We start from the raw sequence: 18,981 nt of genomic DNA, 5'->3' as shown, positions 1-18,981 counted from the left end.
GGGTTCTCTTCACTCAGCCAATGCGGCGAGCTTCTCCGCGAGGAGCGCCTCGGCCTCTTCGTCCGAGAGCTGATTGACGTTGTTGACGAGCACGGCTTCGAGCGCCGCCGCTTCATCGCGGGGCTGCTCGGCCTGAGTCGTGATGGGAAGTTTCAGTTGCTCGGCCAGGTGCTCGACGAGTGACTCCACCGTCGGGTAACGCCACACCAGCGTCGCCGGGAGCCGCAGCCCCAGGCTGGCCTCGAGCCGGTTGCGCAGCTCCAGCCCCATGAGCGAGTCCAGCCCCATGTTGCCGAAGGGCTGCTGCGGGTCGATGCGGGAGGGCGCCAGCCGGAGCACATGCCCGGCCTGCTCGCACAGGTGTGTTTCCAGCAGTTGAGCCCGCTTCGGCCGCTCCGCCGCGCGGAGCGTCTCCACGAAGGCGCCCCGGTCCGCCGGGCCTTCCGCGCGACGGGACTGCTCGCCAGCGAGCCGTGACAGGAACGGCGACTTCGCCGCCGTCAGGTAGAACTCGCTCCACTGGCGCATGTCGAAGCGCATCACCACCACCCGCGCGTGGGAGCCCGTCAGAATCCGGCCCAACGCCTCGAGCGCCTGCGCCGGCGGCATGCTGTCCACGCCTCGCTGGGAGATGCGCTCGCCGCGCGCCTCCGCCGCAGCCGCCAGTCCCACGCCAGCCCAGGCGCCCCAGTCGACGCTCAGCGCGGGCAGGCCCAGTCCCCGCCGGTACGACGCCAGCGCGTCGAGGAAGAAGTTGGCCGCCGCGTAGTTGCCCTGTCCCGGTGAGCCCAACAGCGAGCCCGCCGCCGCGAAGAGCACGAAGCTGTCCAGCGGCAGGGCCTGCGTCAGCACATGCAGGTTCCACGCGCCATGGACCTTGGGCTCCATCACCTTGCGCAGGCGCTCCGCGGTGAGGTTCGCCAGCACGCCGTCATCGAGCACCGCCGCCGCGTGGAAGACGCCCCGCAGCGGAGGCATCTGGGCCGCGAGTTCTCCGAGCACCCGCTCCAGGTCCGCTCGCACCGCCACGTCGGCCTTGCACACCCGGACCTCCGCGCCCGCCGCGCGCAGGCCCTCCAGCGTCCGCTGCGCCTCCTCGGACGCACCGCCCCGGCCCAGCAGCGCGAGGTGGCGGGCGCCGCGCTCCACCAACCACTCCGCGAGCTTCAGGCCCAGACCTCCCAGGCCGCCGGTAATCAGGTACGTGCCATCGGCGCGAAGCTCCGCCGGCGCGGCCTTGCTTCGCTCCATGCGCGACAGTCGGGCCACGAACCTCGCGGGCCCCCGAAGCGCGACCTGCTCCTCCGGCGTCGACGCGAGCAACTCACTGGCGAGCCCGCGTGCCTGGTCCTCGTCGAGCGCGCCCAGGTCCACCGAGCAGCACCGGAGCTCGGGGTGCTCCAGCGAGAGCACCCGGCCCAGACCCCAGATGGGGGCCTGCTCCACATGGAGGACCTGCTCCGAGGGACGGGGGGCCTGGACACCTTCCGTCACCAGCCACAAGCGAGGCATGTCACGGAAGCCCGAAGCCACCAGCGCCTGCGTGAGGTGGAGCGCACTGCCCGCCCCGAGCATCCGCGCTCGCGCCAGGGCCTGGGGCCCGTCCTCGGGACGAGGCGCATCCAGGCTGAAGAGGTGGACGACGCCCCGGCACGATTGCCGCCCGGCGCCGAACTCGGCCTCCAGAATCCGCTCGAAGCCTTCCACCCGGGACGGGTCGACCACGTAGTGCCCGGGCTCGATGAGGCGGGACTCCTCGCCGTGAGAGACGAGGATGCACCGCTCGCCGCGCGCGCTCAGCGCCGCCTGCAACTTCCGGCCGAAGCCCTGCCGGTCCAGGAGCACCAGCCAGGCCCCGGGCGTGGAGTCCGGAGCGGGCGTCACCTGCTCACGCGGCATCTCCTGCCAGTCGACCTGATACATCCACGAATCGACCTCGTCGGAGGACCGCCGCCGCATCGCCTCCAGCCGGCGGCACAGCAGCCCCCGGGCCTCCATCAGCACGCGGCCCTCGCCGTCCAGCAACGTCACATCCGCTTCGAGCGAGCCCGCGCCGCTGCGCGTGCCGGGCCGGATGCGGGCGTGTCCCCACAGCTCCCCGCCGGGGCGCCCGTGGGCACGCAGGCTCTCGACAGCCATCGGAACGAACGTCTCTCCCGGCCGGTCGCCCAACCCCGCTCCATTGATGACCTGGAGGCAGGCATCCAGCAGCGCCGGATGGAGCTGATGGGCCGCCATCTCCGAAGCAACCGACGACGACAGCTCCAGGCGCCCCACCGCCTCCCCGGGCCCCTTCCACAGCTCCTTCAGCAGTTGGAAGCTGGGACCGAAGTCGACGCCTCGCTCCTTCATGAGCTGGTAGTGCGTCTCACCGTCCATCCGCTCCGTGCACCGCGCACGCGCCTCGTCGAGCGCGAAGGCCTCCGCCGCCTCGGCTTCACGGAGCCGGCCCTCGGCGTGCAGCGTCCAACCACCGCCCGCTTCCGTGGACCGGCTGAAAATCTGGAACCGCTTCGCTCCGCCCTCGTCCGGGGTGAAGCGCATCTGCACCGCGAGCGGCTCGTCGCGGGAGAGCACCATCATCTCCTGGAAGCTGACGTCCTCGAGCGCATGACACGTGGGCCCCAGCGCCTCGGCGGCGCCCGCGAGCGCCATCTCCAGGTAACCCGTCCCAGGAAGGACGACCTCTCCGTGCACGACGTGGTCACCCAGATACGCCGGGCTGTCCGCCAGCAGCCCGGTCTGCCACAGGTGCGCGCCGTCCTCTCCGGCCAGCGCCACGTGGGCCCCCAGCAACGGGTGCTGCCCGGCGACCAGGACCTGACGCGCGCGCGGGGATGACTCGAACCAGAAGCGCTCGTGCTGCCAGGGATAGGTGGGGAGCGCCGCCCGGAGGCCCCGCACCGGGTGCTGGCGCTGGAAGTCCACCGCATGCCCCACGGCGTACAGGGAGCCCAGCGACGACAGCATCGAGCCCCGCTCATCCTCGTTGCGCCGGAGTGAAGGCAGCACCGCGCCCTCGCGCCCGAGGTGCCGCAGGTGTTGCTCCACGGCGGGCAGGAGGATGGGATGCGGGCTCAGCTCGATGAAGATGTCGTGTCCGTCGACCGCGAGTCGCTCGATGGCCGTCGAGAACAACACCGGCTCGCGGAGGTTGTCGGCCCAGTAGGAGGCGCCGAACGCCGCGCCATCCGTCAGCGCTCCCGTCACCGTCGAGCAGATGGGGACACGCGACGCGCGGGGTGAGATGCCCTGGAGGGCCGCGAGCAACTCCGGCCGCAGCGAGTCCATCTGCGGGCTGTGCGACGCGACGTCCACCTTCACGAAGCGGCAGAAGACCTCCCGCTGAGTGAGCGCGCCGGAAATCTTCTCGAGGGCCCCAGGGGCTCCCGAGAGGACGGTGGAGCGCACGCTGTTGCTGACCGCGACGGAGACCTGGTCCTCGAAGCCGCGCAGAGCCTCCTTCGCCTCTTGCAGCGTCAGGTCCACCAGGAGCATCGAGCCCTGGCCACTCACGCCGCGCAGCAGCCGGCTTCGGCGGCAGATGATGGTCGCCGCGTCCTCCAGGCTCAGCGTGCCGGCCACGTGTGCCGCGGCCACCTCGCCCATGCTGTGGCCCACCACCGCGTCCGGCTCGATGCCCCACGCGCGCCACAGCTCCGCCAGCGCCACCTCCATGGCGAAGAGCACGGGCTGGATGACGTCAATCTCGTGGAGACGCCCCTGGCCCTCCTCGGCCGCGAGCTCCGCCAGGACACTGAAGTCGGCGCAGGCCCGGATGGCCACGTCGCACCGCTCCAGCGCGGCGCGGAACGCGGGCTCCTCCTCAAGCAGCCTCCGACCCATGCCCAGCCACTGCGAACCCTGGCCTGGGAAGACGAAGACGACCCGGCGGCGGACCTGCCCCGAGCCGCGCCCGATGGCCGCCCCGGGCACGGACTCGCCCCGCGCGAACGCCTCCAGCTTCTCCACGAAGTCGGCGTGCGTGCGGCCCGCGAGCGCGAACCGCTGCTCGTGGTGGGAGCGCGACAGGGCCGCCGTGGCGCACACGTCGCGCGGCGACACGTCCGGGTGCTCGGTGAGCCAGCGCGCGTGACTCGCGGCCATCGCCCGGAGCGCGTCAGCGCCGCGCGCCGAGAGCACGAGCAACTCCGCGCCCCGCGAAGGAAGCGGAGGCGGGGGCGCCGGAAGCGGAGGCTCCTGCAGGATGACATGCGCGTTCGTTCCACTGATTCCGAACGCGCTCACCCCCGCCAGACGCGGCTGCCCGGCACGCGGCCACGGCTGCACCTGCGTCGGGACGACCACGGGCGCGCCGTCCAGGACGATGTCCGGGTTGAGCCGCTGGAAGTGCAGGTTCGGAGGAATCGCCTCGTTGCGCAGCGCGAGCGCCGTCTTGAGGACGCCGGAGAGCCCGGCCGCCGCCTCCAGGTGGCCGAGGTTCGTCTTGACCGAGCCCACGAAGAGCGGCGACTCGGCGCTCCTGCCCGTCGCCAGCGCCCGCGCCAGGGCCTGAAGCTCGATGGGGTCGCCCAGCGAGGTGCCCGTCCCGTGGGCCTCGACGTAGGAGATTCGCGAGGGCTCCAGGCCACCGCTCGCCAGGGCCTGGGCGATGACGCGCTCCTGCGCCGGGCCGTTGGGGACCATCAGTCCACTGCTGGCGCCGTCCTGGTTCACCGCCGAGCCTGCGACGAGCGAGAGAATCTCGTCACCGTGGGCCAGGGCATCGGAGAGCCGCTTGAGCACCAGGACGATGCAGCCCTCCGCGCGCACGAAGCCATTGGCGGAGGCATCGAACGTCTTGCAGCGCCCGTCGGGCGCGAGCCCCCTGCTGCTGGACAGCGCGATGGTCGCGTCCGGCATCAGCATCAGGTTGACGCCCGCGGCCAGCGCCACGTCGCTCTCGCGGTTGCGCAGGCTTTGGCAGGCCAGGTGGAGCGCGACGAGCGACGACGAGCACGCCGTGTCGATGGCCATGCACGGCCCCTGGAGGCCGAGCGTGTAGGAGAGCCGGCCCGCCGCCGCGTTCAGGGAGGTCCCCGTCAGGTGGTAGATGTCCGGGGCCCCGCCGAGCTGCCGCGCCTGGAGCTGCGCGTAGTCGCTTCCGATGATGCCCAGGAAGACGCCCGTCTTGCTTCCGGCGAGCTGGTCGGGCGGCTGGCCCGCGCGCTCGAGCGCCTCCCACGCGACTTCGAGCAGCATGCGCTGCTGCGGGTCCATGCGCGCGGCTTCGCGAGGCGACACGCCGAAGAACGCGGCGTCGAAGTTCTCCACGCCGTCGAGGAAGCCTCCCCAGCGCGCATAGGTGCGGCCCTGCTTCATCGGGTCGGCGTCGAACAACGCCTCCGCGTCCCACCGCTCACGGGGCACTTCGGTGATGGCGTCCACGCCCTCGTGCAGCAGCCGCCAGAATGCCTCCGGCGTCCGCGCTCCGCCCGGCACGCGACACGAGGTGCCGACGATGGCGATGGGCTCCGAACGCGTCCGCTTGAGGGCCTCGCTCTCCGCGTGCAGCTCGAGCGCCAGCAACACGAGCCTCTTGGGAGGGAGGCTCGAAATCTTCTCGTAGAATTCTTTGCTCATCGCCGTCGTGCCCGCCGCGTCAGCTCAGCTTCTGTGCAATCAACCGCTCGACTTCGTCGTCGGACAGCTCCGTGACCTGCGACAGGCGCGCGGAGAGGTCATCGATTTGCGCGGGCGCCACCTGCGCTCGCGGTTCTTGCGCCCCCGCCACGGTGGGCAGGGGGATTTCCACCGCGGTGACACTGCTGGCCAGACGCTTCGCCAACGCCATGACGGTGGGGTGGTCGAACGCGAGGCTCGCGGGCAGCTCCTTCTCCAGGCCCCGCTGGAGCACCGCGCGCAGCTCCACGGACATCTGGGACGTCATGCCCATCTGGAAGAAGCCCCGGTCCGTGGGGGGAAGCTCGGAGGGCGCGAACCCGAGGATGCGCCCGACCTCTCCCTGGATGCGGAGCACCAGCGTGTCGAAGCGGCGGTCGGGCGGAAGCGACTGGAGTTCCGCGAGCAGCCGCGCCCGCGAAGACGCCTCACCCACCGACGCGGACGCGGACTCGCCCAGGTTTCGCAGGAAGGGCCGGCGGCGCCGGGCCTCCCAGATGGGCTTGAGCACGCTCCAGTTCACCGACGCGACCGTCTTGTGGCTCGCGCCCGAGCCCAGCACCTGGCCCATCGCATCGAGCGCACGCTCCGAAGCCATGGGATTGAGGCCGAAGCGCGCGAAGCCGCGCACGCTGTCGGCGCGCTCGCCGCCAATCTCGTCCCACGTCCCCCAGTGCAGGGTGGTCGCGGGCAGCCCCGAGGCCCGCCGGTGGTGCGCCAGCGCCTCCAGGAACTGGTTGCCCGCCGCGTAGTGCGCCAATCCGGAGGCGCCCCACAAGGTCGACGTCGACGAGAACATCACGAAGAAGTCGAGCGCCAACCCGCGAGTCAGCTCATGCAGCACCCAGGTGCCGAGCACCTTCGGCCGCAGCATCGCCGTCATCGCCGTGAGGTCCAGGTCCTCCAGCCGTCGCTCCGTCAGGAGCGCCGCGGCGTGAATCACCCCGCGCAGCGGAGGAAGCGTCTCGGCCGTCTCGCGCAGGAGCGTCGCCATCCGCTCCCGGTCCGCCACGTCGGCGGCCAGCGCGGTGACAGTCGCACCGAGTGCCCGGAGCGACTCGAGTGCCTCACGGCGCCGCTCCGACGCCGCGTCGCCGGAGCCCGACAGCCCCCCACGGCCCAGCAGCACGAGGTGCCGCGCGCCCCGCTCCACCAACCACCGCGCCACCTTCAAGCCCAGTCCTCCGAGCCCACCCGTGACGAGGTAGGTCGCGTCCTGGCGCAGCCTCAGCGGCTCCGTGGGTGCCGTCACCCGGCCACGAGTGAGACGGGCCACCAGCGAACGCCCCTCGCGGAGCGCGAGCTGGTCCTCGCCATCCACGCCGAACGCGGAGACCTCGCGAAGCACCGCCAGCACCTCCTCGGGATGACGCTCCGGCGACAGGTCGATGAGGCCTCCCCATACTCCGGGCTGCTCCAGGGACACGCTGCGACCCATGCCCCACAGCGGCGCCTGGGCCAGCGACACCCGCTCGTCGCCCACGCCGGTGACCTGTGCGCCCCGGGTGACCATCCAGAGCCGCGCGCGGCCAGGTGAGCCCATGAGCGCCTTCACCAGGTGCAGCGCGGCCACGGAGGACTCCGGCGTCCCCGTCTGCTCGTCGAGCACCGCGTCGAGGCCCCACAGGAAGAGCGCACGGCCCTCGTGTCCCGAGGGCAGCGCGGGCAACTCGCGCAGCAGACGCTCCATGTCCTCCGGCCGCTTCGGGTCCACCACGAAGCGCCGTGCGTCCAGCCGCTGGAAACCGCCTCCCGAGGTCACGGTGACAGGCGAAGCACCCTGGCGACGCAGCTCCTCCACGAGCCCGACGCCCCAACCCCCGCCATCGACGAACACCAGCCAGTCCGCGGGCACAGGCGGGGCCACGCACACCGGCCTGGGCTCCCACGTCACGTCATGGAACCAGTCCTGGGTGCGAACCTCGCCCAGCACTTCCAACAGTCGCTCCATCGCCACGCGCCGCAGTCGAACCCCGCGCGCCACGGCCACCTGGCGACCGGCGGCATCCAGCAACGTCAGCGTCCCCACCCGCTCCTCGGAGCGAGACATGGGCGCGATGGACACATGGGCCCACTGCACGTCCGCGCGGCCCGGAAGGCACTCGAACGACTCGAGGCTCAAGGGCATGAACAGCGCTGACTGCTCCGGCTCCCCGAGGGCGAGCGCCAGGGTCTGGAGTCCCGCGTCCAGCAGCGCCGGGTGGAGCTGGTAGCGCGCGGACTCCTGCATCCGCTCCGGTCCCATCACCACGCGCCCGAGCGCCTCACCGGGCCGCCTCCAGGCTTCGCTCAGCGTCCGCAGCGGCGCGTCGTACTGGACACCGCCGCGCTCCAATTCTTCGTAGAGGGCCGCGCCCTGGACGTGCTGCGCGCAGCGTGAGCGCACCGCCTCGATGACGTCCGGCACTCCCGTGAGCACTCCCAGCGGCCGGACCTGGCCCCGGCAGTGCCGCACCCACTCCGTCTCGGACGCGGCTCCGTCCACCGCCCGGCTGTGGAGATGGAACACGTGCCGCCCCTCCGAAGCCGAGGAGAGGTGGACCTGCACGAGGCGCCGCGAGGACTCCGTCAGCACCAGCGCGCGCTCGAACTCCACGTCGGAGAGTTCCCGGGCGCCTGAGCCCAGCGACTCGGACGCGGCGCTCAGCGCGAGTTCGACCAGGGCCGAGGCAGGGACCACTGCGACGCCGCCCAGCCGGTGCGCCCCCAGCCACGGCAGGGAGGTGCTGCCCAGCTCCAGCTCGAAAATCTGGCCATCCACTCCATGCGCGACGCGGACCGGTCGGCCCTTCAGGGATGTCACCTGCTCGGCGATGGCGACGACGGGCGTCGCCACCGCGTCGAGCCAGTACCGCTTGTGCCGCCAGGGATACGTGGGCAGCGGGACGACCTGTCCGCCCTCCGGGAACAGCCGCGTCCACGCCACGGGGCAGCTCGCGCGGTACAGCGCGCCCACGGACTCCAGCATCACCGTGCGTTCGGACTCCTCGCGGCGCAGGGAAGGAGCCGTCACCCCTTCGCGTCCCGCGTGCTGCATGCACCGCTCGACGGCGGGCAGCAGAATCGGATGCGGGCTCATCTCCAAGAACACGGTGTGCCCGCCCTCGACCAGGCCGAGCACGGCCGAGGAGAAGAGCACCGGCTCACGCAGGTTGCGCACCCAGTACGCCGCATCGAAGCCCGAGCCATCACAGCCGGTGGCCGTCACCGTCGAGACGATGGGCACGGAGGCGGAGCGCGGCCGGACCGAGGAGAGGACGGAGAGCAGCTCTTCTCGCAGGCAGTCGACCTGCGGGCTGTGAGAGGCCACGTCCACCTTCACCCAGCGGCAGAACACGTTGCGGGCTTCGAGCGACCCGCGAAGCTCCTCGAGCGTCACCGCATCGCCGGACAGCACCGTGGACGTCGGGCTGTTGCTCACCGCGATGGCCACGCGCTGCTCATGCCCCACCAGGACCTTGCGCGCGTCCGCCAGGGACAGCTCCGTCGCCAGCATCGCGCCCTGGCCACTGATGCGCTTGAGCAGCCTGCTCCTGAGGCAGATGATGGCCGCCGCATCCTCCAGGGTGAGCGCGCCCGCCACATGCGCCGCGGCCACCTCGCCCATGCTGTGCCCCACCACCGCGTCCGGCTCGATTCCCCAGGAGCGCCAGAGGGCCGACAGCGCCACGGCCATGGCGAACAGCACCGGCTGCACGACGTCGATTTCCCCCAGGCGCGACGACTCGGAGGGCGCCCGGAGCACGTCGAGCAACCCCCAGGACACATGGGGGCGCATGGCCACGTCGATGCGCTCGAGCGCCTCGCGGAAGACAGGCTCCTGGTCGAGGAGCTGACGACCCATGCCGTGCCACTGCGAGCCCTGGCCCGGGAACACGAAGGCCACCTTGGGCCGCTCGTCCGTGCCCTTCATGGCGGCGGTGACGCCCGACGAGGCGAGGTCCTGGAGCTTCTCGGCGATGGCGGCCGGGGAGTCGCCCGCGACGGACAGGCGGTACTCCTGGTGGGTGCGCCGCAACGAGGCCGTGTAGCAGACGTCCCGGAGCGACACGTCCGGCGACGCCACGAGGAGGCTTGCATAACCGCGCGCCAGGGCCTGGAGCGCGGCGGGCGAGCGCGCCGACAGGGGCAGCAGGTGGGCACCCGCCGCGCGCTGGGACGGCGCGGCCACGGGCGCGGGCGGCTCCTCGAGAATCACGTGCGCGTTCGTCCCGCTGATGCCGAACGAGCTGACCGCGCCCCGGCGCTTGCGCTCGGCCTGGACGGGCCACGGGTGGAGTGACGTCGGGAGGGTGATGGACTCGCCGGTGAAGTCGATTCGCGGGTTGAGCCGCTGGAAGTGCGTGAGCGGCGGAACGGCCTCGTGCCGAAGCGAGAGGACCATCTTGATGATGCCGGCGATTCCCGCGGCCGACTCCAGGTGGCCAATGCTCGTCTTCGCCGCGCCCACGACGAGCGCCTGCCGCGCGGACCTGCCGCTGGCGTAGACCTCGTGGAGCGCCTCCATCTCGATGGGGTCACCCAGCGACGTCCCCGTCCCGTGCGCCTCGACGCAGTCGATGTCGGCGGGCTCCAGGTTCGCGCTCTGGAGCGCCTGACGGATGAGCGCCTTCTGGGCGAGCACGTTGGGCGCCGTCAGCCCCGCGGATTTGCCGTCCTGGTTGACGGCCGAGCCGCGCACGAGCGCCAGGATGGGGTCTTTGGCGGCGATGGCATCCGACAACCGCTTGAGGACGACCACGCCGCAGCCCTCGCCGCGCACGAAGCCGTTGGCGCGCGCGTCGAAGGTCTTGCAGCGCCCATCCGGCGACAGCGCCTGGGCCCTGGAGACGCTGCTCGAGGAGAGCGGCGAGAGGATGAGGTTGACGCCGCCCGCCAGCGCCATCGAGCACTCCTGGTTCCGCAGGCTCTGCGCCGCCAGATGCAGCGCCACCAGGGACGAGGAGCACGCGGTGTCCACGGTCAGGCAGGGGCCCTGGAAGTCGAGCAGGTAGGACAGGCGCCCCGGCACCACGCAGTTGATGGCGCCCGTCACGCTGCTGGAGTCACGCGCGGACGGGTTGCCCACCTGGAGCAACGCGTAGTCGTCGCTGTACACCCCGATAAACACGCCCGTGCGGCTGCCCGCGAGCCGTGACATGTCCTGCCCGGCGTCCTCCAGCGCTTCCCAGGCGACCTCCAGGAGGATGCGCTGCTGCGGGTCCATCCGGTGCGCCTCGTGCGGCGAGATGCCGAAGAAGTCCGCATCGAACTGGTCCACGTCCTGGATGAAGGCCCCCCACCGCGCCCCCAGCTTCTCCAGGGCCTCGGGGTCCATCCGCGCCATCTCCTCACGCGTCCACCGCGAGGAAGGCACCTCGGTGACGGCGTCCCCGCCATCGCGCAGGAGGTTCCAGTACGACTCCGGGTCCTTGCCCCCACCCGGGAAACGGCACCCCATGCCGATGATGGCCACCGGCTCCGAGCGGGTGCCCTCCACCGCGTCCAGGCGGGACTTGAGGTCCATCGCGAGCAGCGCGAGCCGCTTGGGGGAGTACTGCGCGATTTTCTCCGCGAAGCTCGTCATGTGCCCTGCCCCATGCGCTGAGCGAACAGCCGCTCGACTTCCTCTTCGGACATCTCGTCAATCGCACTCGCCTCGGCGATGGCCGGCGGCGCCGCTTCGTCCAGTGGCTCCGGAGCCCGGTCCTCGAGCGGAAGCCCCAGCTTCTCCGCCAGGAAGGGCGTGAGCGTGGCCACCGTCGGATAGGTCCACACCACCGTCGCGCTGAGCTTCAGCCCGAGCGCCGCCTCCAGGCGGTTGCGAATCTCCATGCTCATCAGCGAGTCGAGCCCCAGGTTCATCAAGGGCGTCCTCGGGTCGATGCGCGCGGGCGCCATGCGCAGCACGCCACCCACCAGCTCGCGCAGGTGGCCATCCAGCAGGGCCCGTCGCTCGGAAGCACGAGCGGCGAAGAGCTGCTCGCGAATCCGGCTCCGTCCCGCGCTCACGGAGGGCCGGGCAGAAGGCTCCTGGGCGAGCCGGGTGAAGTAGGGCGACTGCGCCGCGGACAGGTAGAAACCCAGCCACTGCCTCGCGTCGAACGACATCACGCTGAGCTGTGGCCGCGCCTGTCCCATCAACATGCCGAGCACGCTGAGCGCCTTGTCCGGAGACATGCCCCGCAGGCCCCGGGCCTCGAGCCGCTCACCCCGGTTGGACTGCGCCGCCGCGAGCCCGACGCTCGTCCAGGTTCCCCAGTTGATGCTCAGCGCGGCCAGTCCCCGCGCGCGGCGGTCATGGGCCAGCGCGTCCATGAACGCGTTGGCGGAGGCGTAGTTCGCCTGCCCCGGCGTGCCCAGCGAGGCGGCCACGCTGGAGAAGAGCACGAAGTGCTCCAGCGGCAGGTGGTGCGTCTGGGCGTGCAGGTTCCAGGTCCCCAGGACCTTGGGTGCCATCACCGCGGCGAAGCGCTCCTCGGTGAGGTTGAGCAGCAGGCCATCCTCGAGGAGCCCCGCCGCGTGGAACACGCCGCGCAGCGGTGGCATCGCCTCGTCCACCCGGGCCAGCGCTCGCGCCACGTCATCCGCGACGGCGACATCCGCCTGGAAGGACTCCACGCGCGCGCCCGTCTGGCGCAGCTCCGTGAGTACGTGCTCGGTGGCCTCGGTGGGAGCACGGCGCCCCAGCAGGAGCAGGTGACGCGCCCCATGGGAGACGAGCCAGCGGGCGACTTCGAGCCCCAGTCCGCCGAGTCCACCCGTGATGAGATAGGTGCCGTCGTCGCGAAGCAGCGTCGAGGGCTCCCGAGCGACCAGCGCGTCCGGGGCCCTGGACAGCCGCGCCACGAAGCGCGTGCCACCGCGCCAGGCGGACTGGTCCTCGAACGTCGTGGACGACAGCTCGCGGAGGAGCGCGTCGGCGCAGGCGTCCACACCGCCCTCGACATCCACGCGCGTGCAGCGCAGGTCCGGCTGCTCCACGGCCAGCACCTGTCCCAAGCCCCAGAGCGGCGCCTGCGCCACCGCGACGCGCTCCGGCGACCCGCCGACGGACCGCGCGCCCCGCGTGGTCAGCCAGAGGCGGGGAGCATCCCTCCAGCCCACCTGGGAGAGCGCCTGCGTCAGGTGCAGCACGCTGGTGGTGGTGGACCGGCGCGAGTCCTCCAGCGCCCGCGGCGTGAGCGCGTCATTCGCGGCGACATCGAGGCTCCACAGGTGCACCACCCCGCGGCAAGGAGGCGTCCCGGCCCCCAGCGCTTCCCCGAGCAGCCGGCGCAGGTGCTCCGCGTTCCGGGGGTCCACTTCGGCGCGCCCCGGCCCCGTGAGCCGATACGTCTCTCCAGGGACGACGAGCACGCACGTCTCCCCGCGGGCTCGCAGCAGGGTGGACAGCGCCTGCCCCACGCCCCCCTGGTCACCGAGAATCAGCCAGCTTCCCGGTGTGCGCTCCGGCCACGTCGGCTCCACCGGCAGGGGCTGCTTCTCCCAATCCACCTGGTAGAGCCACTCACCGAGCGCCTTGCGAGCCGCGACGCCCGCGTCGAGCCGGTACAGGCGCAGCTCGTCCAGCTCCAGCAGCACCTGTCCCTGGTCATCCAGGAGCCGCAGGTCGAAGGAGCGCTCCCGCTCGTTCGCCGCCCCGTCGCCCACGGAAGTCACGTGGACCCACACCGCGCGCCCAGGCCGCTGGAAGAGCCGCACCCGGCCCAGGCCCACCGGCACATAGGTGGGCGCCACGGCCGACGCCTCCGCCACGGATGCAATCAGCTCCACCGCGACCTGGAGGCTCGCGTCCAGGAGCGCGGGATGAAGCCGGTACGCTCCACTCTCGGCGGCCACCTGCTCGGGAAGCTCCACGCGCCCCAACCCCTGCCGCTCGCTTCGCCACAGCCGCCGCAGGCCCTGGAACGTGGGGCCGTACATGAGCCCCTGCTCCTGCCTGCGCTGGTAGTGGGCCTCGGAGGAGAGCTCCACGGGGAGCCGCTGCCGCAGTGACTCGGGAGGCTCGGAGACGGGCCTCGTGGCCGCGTGCTCCTCACGCCGCAGGCGCCCCGCCGCATGCTTGCGCCAGCCCGCGTCGCCCTCGGCGCGGCTGGAAATCTGGAAGGAGGCATGCCCCGCCTCCTCCTCGTTCAGCACCACCTGCACGCGCCGCGACTCCGCCGGCTTGAGCGCGAGCATCTCGCTGAGGGAGACGTTCTCGAGCACGAGCCCCGCCTCACCCAGCACCTCCGCTCCGGCGGAGAGCGCCAGCTCCAGATAGGCCGCGCCCGGGAAGACGACGTCCCCCCAGACGCAGTGGTCGGAGAGATACGGGAACGCCGCCGTGCTCACGCTCCGCTCCCAGAAGTGGGTGCCGGGCTGCACGGAGGAGGACAGCGAAGCGCCGAGCAGGGGATGTCCCGCGCGGCCCTCATCCCCGGAGCCCCTGAGCTCCGGGTCCGTCTCCGCCTCGTCCATCAGCCAGTAGCGCTCCCGCTGCCACGGGTAGCCAGGCAGCGCGACGACCCGCCCACCCGAGGGGTGCAGCGACGACCAGTCGACGGAGCACCCCCAGGCGTACAGCGCCGCGAGCGACTCCAGGAGGCTGCGCCGCTCAGGCATCTGTCGCCGCAGCGACGCGAGCGCGAGGGCCTCCCGCTTCGACTCGCGCAGCGTCTCCTCGATGGGCGCGAGCAGCACCGGATGCGGGCTCACCTCCAGGAACACGCTGTAGCCGTCCTCCAAGAGCTGCTCGACGGCGCCGTGGAACAGCACCGGCTCGCGCAGGTTCCGGACCCAGTAGGCCGGATGGAAGTCGCCCCCGTCGCTCGTCTGCCCCGTGACGGTGGAGTAGATGGGCACCAGCGCGGGCTGGGGCGCGAGGCCCTCCAGCACACGCAGGAGGTCGTCCTTCAGCGAGTCCATCTGAGGGCTGTGCGAGGCGACATTCACCTTCACCCGGCGGCAGAAGATGCCCCGCCCTTCCAGCGTGGGCAGCAGCGTCTCCAGGGCCTCCGTGTCACCGGAGAGCACCGTGGAGCGCGAGCTGTTGCTCACCCCCACGGAGAGCCGCGTCTCGTAGCCCGTCAGGGCCGCGCGGGCCTCTTCCAGGCCAAGCTCCACCACGGCCATGGCCCCCTGCCCGCTCTTGCCGCGAAGCAGCTGGCTGCGCAGGCAGATGATGCGCGCCGCGTCCTCCAGGCTCAGCGTGCCGGCCACGTGCGCCGCGGCCACCTCGCCCATGCTGTGGCCCACCACCGCATCCGGCGTGATTCCCCGCGAGCGCCACAGCGCGGCCAGCGCCACCTGCATCGAGAACAGCACCGGCTGCACGACGTCGATGTCCTGGAGGCGCGAGCGCGGCTCCTCGGCGAGGAGCTCCTCGGTGAGCGACCAGTCCACATGGGGCCGCATCGCGCGCTCGCAGGCCTCGATGGCCTCGCGGAACACGGGCTCCTCGCCGAGGAGCTGGCGGCCCATGCCCAGCCACTGCGAGCCCTGACCGGGGAAGACGAACGCCACCTTGGCCTTCCCCTCCGGACTCACCTTCCCGTGGCTCACGCCCGGATGGGCTTCGCCACGCGCGAAGGCCTCCAGCGCCTCCGCCATCTCCCGCCGCGAGCCACCCACCACCGCCAGACGGTGCGAAAGCTGACCGCGGCGCACGCCCGCCGTGTAGGTGAGGTCCTCGAGCGACGCACCCGAGTCCTCGCCCAGCACGTCACGGAAGGCGGAGGCCAGGGACGTCAGGGCATCGGGGCTTCGGGCCGACAGGGGCAGCACCCGCGCCGAAGCCTCGCCCTCCTCCACGCTCCCCCTGGAAACCGACTCCCAGCGGACCGGCTGGCCGTGGACATACAGGACGCCCAGGGTGTCGAGCATCGTGCCCCGCGCGTCCTCCTGTCGACGCAGGGTGGGGACGAACAGCCCCTGCTGACCGGCGTGGCGCAGGGTCGACTCGATGGGGTGCTTGAGAATCGCGTGGGGGCCCACCTCCAGGAAGACGCGGTGCCCCTCGCCAAGCGCGTGGGTGAGCACGCCCGTGAAGAGCGTGGGCATCGCGATGTTCTTCTGCCAGTGGGGGGCATCGGCCTGCGCACCCTCCAACACCGCGGCGGTGACACCGGACACCATGGGGAGGCGCGCGGACGCGGGACGAATTCCCCGCAGCTCCTCGATGAGCACCTCACCCAGCACGTCCATCTGGTGGCTGTGCGCCGCCACGTCGATGTCTCCCTGGCGGCAGAACACGCCACGCGCCTGCAAGGCGGCGAGCACCTCGGCGAGCGCCGCGGGCTCCCCCGACAGCACCGTCGAGTCCGGGCCGGAGTCGATGGCGCGGTCCAGCCGCCCCGCGTAGCCCACCAGCAGCTCGGCGGCCTCGGCCCAGGGCACGGCCACGAGCGCCATCGCGCCCTCGCCACTGCGCCGGTGCATCTGCCGGCTCTGGAAGCAGACGACGCGAACGGCGTCCTCCAGGCCCAGGATGCCCGCGGCATGGGCCGCCGCCACCTCGCCGATGCTGTGCCCCATCACCATCGCGGGCTCGACGCCCCAGGAGCGCCAGAGCGCCGTCAGGGCCATCTCCAGGACGACGATGGCGGGCAGCGCGATGTCGATTCGCTTCAGCCGCGCCGCCGAGTCCTCCGCGCCCAGCACCTCCAGCAGCGACCAGCCCACGTTCTGCTGGATGAGCCGCTCACACCGCATCATCACGGCCCGGAACACCGGCTCGGTGCGCATGAGGGACAACCCCATGCCGGGCCAATGCGCGCCATGGCCGGAGAAGACGAAGACCGGCTTCCAGCCGTGCTCGGGCCCCACGCTGCCCACGCACACGCCCGCCCGGGCCTCTCCGGACAGGAAGGCCTGGAGGCTCGCGCGCAGGTCCTTGCGCGACCGGACCGTCATCGCCAGGCGATGCGCGTGCGCCCCGTCTTCGTCCGCCGCCGAGCGCAGCAGCTCGGACCAGGGCTGGTGGATGGCGCCGTCCAGACGCTCGAACAGCCGCTGCGCCGCGGCCCGGAGCGCCTCCGGACTCTCCGCCGACACGCGCACGAGTTCGGCTCGGGGCGCGTCCGGCTCCTCGAGCAGGACGTGGCAGTTGGTGCCGCCGAAGCCGAAGGAGCTGACCCCCGCGAGGAGCTTCCGGTCCGGCTCCGGCCAATCCGTCAGGGTGCGTTGGACCTCCAGCCGCAGCGCCTCGAAGGGGATGAGCGGATTGGGCGTCTCGAAGTGGAGGCTCGGAGGGAGCGCCCGGTGCCGGATGGACAGGGCGACCTTGATGAGCCCGGTGATGCCCGCGGCGGCCTCCAGGTGGCCGACGTTCGTCTTGGCCGAACCGATGTGAAGGGGCTTGTCGACGGGCCGCCCCTCACCGAGCACTTCGCCCAGCGCGCGGGCCTCCATCGGGTCACCGAGCTGCGTGCCGGTGCCATGGGCCTCGACGTACTGCACGTCGGTCGTCGCGACGCCCGCGCGGGCGCAGGCCTGGCGAATCACCTCCGCCTGGGCGCTGGTGTTGGGCGCGGTGAGGCCGTTGCTTCCACCGTTGTTGTTGAGGGCACTGCCTCGGATGACACAGCAGATGGAGTCGCCATCCGCGAGAGCCTGGGAGAGGGGCTTGAGCACGACCACACCGCCCCCCTCGCCCCGCACGAACCCGTTGGCGCGGGCATCGAAGGTGTAGCAGCGACCGTCCGGAGAGAGGGCGCCGAGCTTGGACAGGGCGACCGTGCTGTCGGGTGCGAGCGTCAGGTTCACGCCGCCCACCAGGGCCAGGGTCGACTCGCCCCTGCGAAGACTCTCACAGGCCAGATGCACCGCCGTCAGTGAAGACGAGCACGCCGAGTCCATGGACAGACTCGGCCCCCGCAAACCCAGGACGTAGGAAATGCGGTTGGCGACGATGCTGTGGTGGTAACCCGTGGCGGTGTACGAAGAGATGCGCCGCAAGCCGAGCCGTTGCAGCTGCGCCTCGTAATCCATCCAGACGGCGCCGAACATGACAGCCGTGGGCGAGCCCCGCAGCCGGTCCGCTGGGATGCCCGCATCCTCCAATGCCTCCCAGGTCAGCTCCAGCATGAGCCGCTGCTGCGGGTCCATGTGGAGCGCTTCCTTGGGTGAGATGCCAAAGAAGAGCGGGTCAAACCCATCCACCCGGTCCAGGTACCCGCCCCAGCGGGAGGTCACCTTGCCGGGAGCCGCGGGGTCGCGATCATAAAGACGGTTGACGTCCCAGCGCTCGGCGGGGACCTCGGAGATGGCATTCGTCCCTCCCGCCAGCAGACGCCAGAACGCCTCCGGATTGGGGGCCTGGGGAAGACGACACGCCATGCCAATCACCGCGATGGGCTCATCCTCCATCGAGTGTCTGGGAAGGACCTGCGAGGTCGGACGAGCCCGCGCTCCAGAGAGGTGCGCGGCCAGGGACTCCAGGGTAGGGAATTCCCAGGCGAGCGTGGGTGACAACGGCCGCCCGAGCATCGCTCCCAGCTCCGCGATGAAACCCGTGGCCATCACGGAGTCCAGCCCATACCTGCTGAAGCTCTCGCGCACGTCCAACTGGCGCGCATCGACTCCCAACCGTTGTGCAAGCACACGGGCCAGACGCGCCTGGATCCCAGCCAGGCCGTCCTTCACCACACTATCGTTCGCTGACACTGGAACCTCTAACTCGCGCGCCCGCAAGCCAATGACGTTTTCCTGGAAAGCGAGACGTAAACGGGCATAACCCGTTTCCCCTCTATTTGACGCGATGCGGGAAAAATAGATGCCAAAGATTGTCGTGCGTTGCAAGTCATAAAGCGGCACCGCCTGTTTTGCTGGAAAACAAAACAGGGTTGCGAAAACCGTGGCCCCCCAACAAATGGGGCCACGTCTGTATGAATTTGCCTGATGACCCCAGTCAGACAACCACGAGGCGAGTCTGGCGTCTCTCGTCGGGCAAAAACATTGCACAACTGCCATCCATGACTTGCGCCCTCGGAGATACCCGCACAGGACAGGCAGACGGTGGACACCGCCGCGTCCAGGAAATTCGACCTGCCTTCTCGAGAGAGCCACGAACGAAGGCCGTCACGCGGTCCTCGGGCCGGGCAACACACTCATAGAAATTTCATCGTGTCGGCAGAGCGACGCCCTCTCGCGATTGCCTTTACCTGGCATTCGTCAGACAGCCATCGCAAAGACTCGAAGCTGATGCACGGACGCCACAAATTCATGCGGGCTGGAAGCGGGGAGTCCCGTCACCCCGCCGCGACACGTGACACGGCCCGGGCCATCCACCTCGTTCCCAGGTCGTGCGAGGCACGAGCCCGCATCAGGTCATGCGCCGTGAGGGCACCGGTCCTCGGCGCCACCGCACGGCAGGGTGCTGCCCTGGCGCGGCGAACC

The 18,981-nt window shown here is 71.2% G+C and carries 3 protein-coding genes; all 3 read right to left on the bottom strand.

The genetic code is table 11. The annotated features are described in order from the left end of the window. Positions 1–9: 9 nt before the first annotated feature. The 3 genes from HUA76_RS12290 to HUA76_RS12280 are packed head-to-tail and all read right to left on the bottom strand — an operon-like array spanning position 10 to position 18,555. Positions 10–5,583 (bottom strand): type I polyketide synthase, encoded by a 5,574-nt coding sequence (locus HUA76_RS12290; protein ID WP_174460914.1) that lies wholly within the window; start codon positions 5,581–5,583, stop codon positions 10–12. A gap of 19 nt (positions 5,584–5,602) precedes the next feature. Further along, positions 5,603–11,188 carry a type I polyketide synthase gene (locus tag HUA76_RS12285; RefSeq protein WP_174460913.1) on the bottom strand — a complete coding sequence of 1,862 codons (5,586 nt, stop codon included), beginning with the start codon at positions 11,186–11,188 and terminating at the stop codon, positions 5,603–5,605. After that, positions 11,185–18,555, bottom strand: coding sequence for a type I polyketide synthase (locus tag HUA76_RS12280; protein WP_174460912.1), 7,371 nt, complete (start codon positions 18,553–18,555; stop codon positions 11,185–11,187). The genes HUA76_RS12285 and HUA76_RS12280 overlap by 4 nt, the downstream gene beginning before the upstream one ends. Between the last annotated feature and the right edge of the window lie 426 nt (positions 18,556–18,981).

It is taken from the genome of Myxococcus sp. CA056 (assembly GCF_013336715.1).
Classification (GTDB): domain Bacteria; phylum Myxococcota; class Myxococcia; order Myxococcales; family Myxococcaceae; genus Myxococcus; species Myxococcus llanfairpwllgwyngyllgogerychwyrndrobwllllantysiliogogogochensis.
This window is presented reverse-complemented; position numbering and strand designations above follow the sequence as displayed.

What these genes read in the sequence shown, in the direction of transcription:
- HUA76_RS12290 (WP_174460914.1), bottom strand. Translation starts at nt 5,583, where the DNA reads ATGAGCAAAGAATTCTACGAGAAGATTTCGAGCCTCCCTCCCAAGAGG.
- HUA76_RS12285 (WP_174460913.1), bottom strand. Translation starts at nt 11,188, where the DNA reads ATGACGAGCTTCGCGGAGAAAATCGCGCAGTACTCCCCCAAGCGGCTC.
- HUA76_RS12280 (WP_174460912.1), bottom strand. Translation starts at nt 18,555, where the DNA reads ATGGCAGTTGTGCAATGTTTTTGCCCGACGAGAGACGCCAGACTCGCC.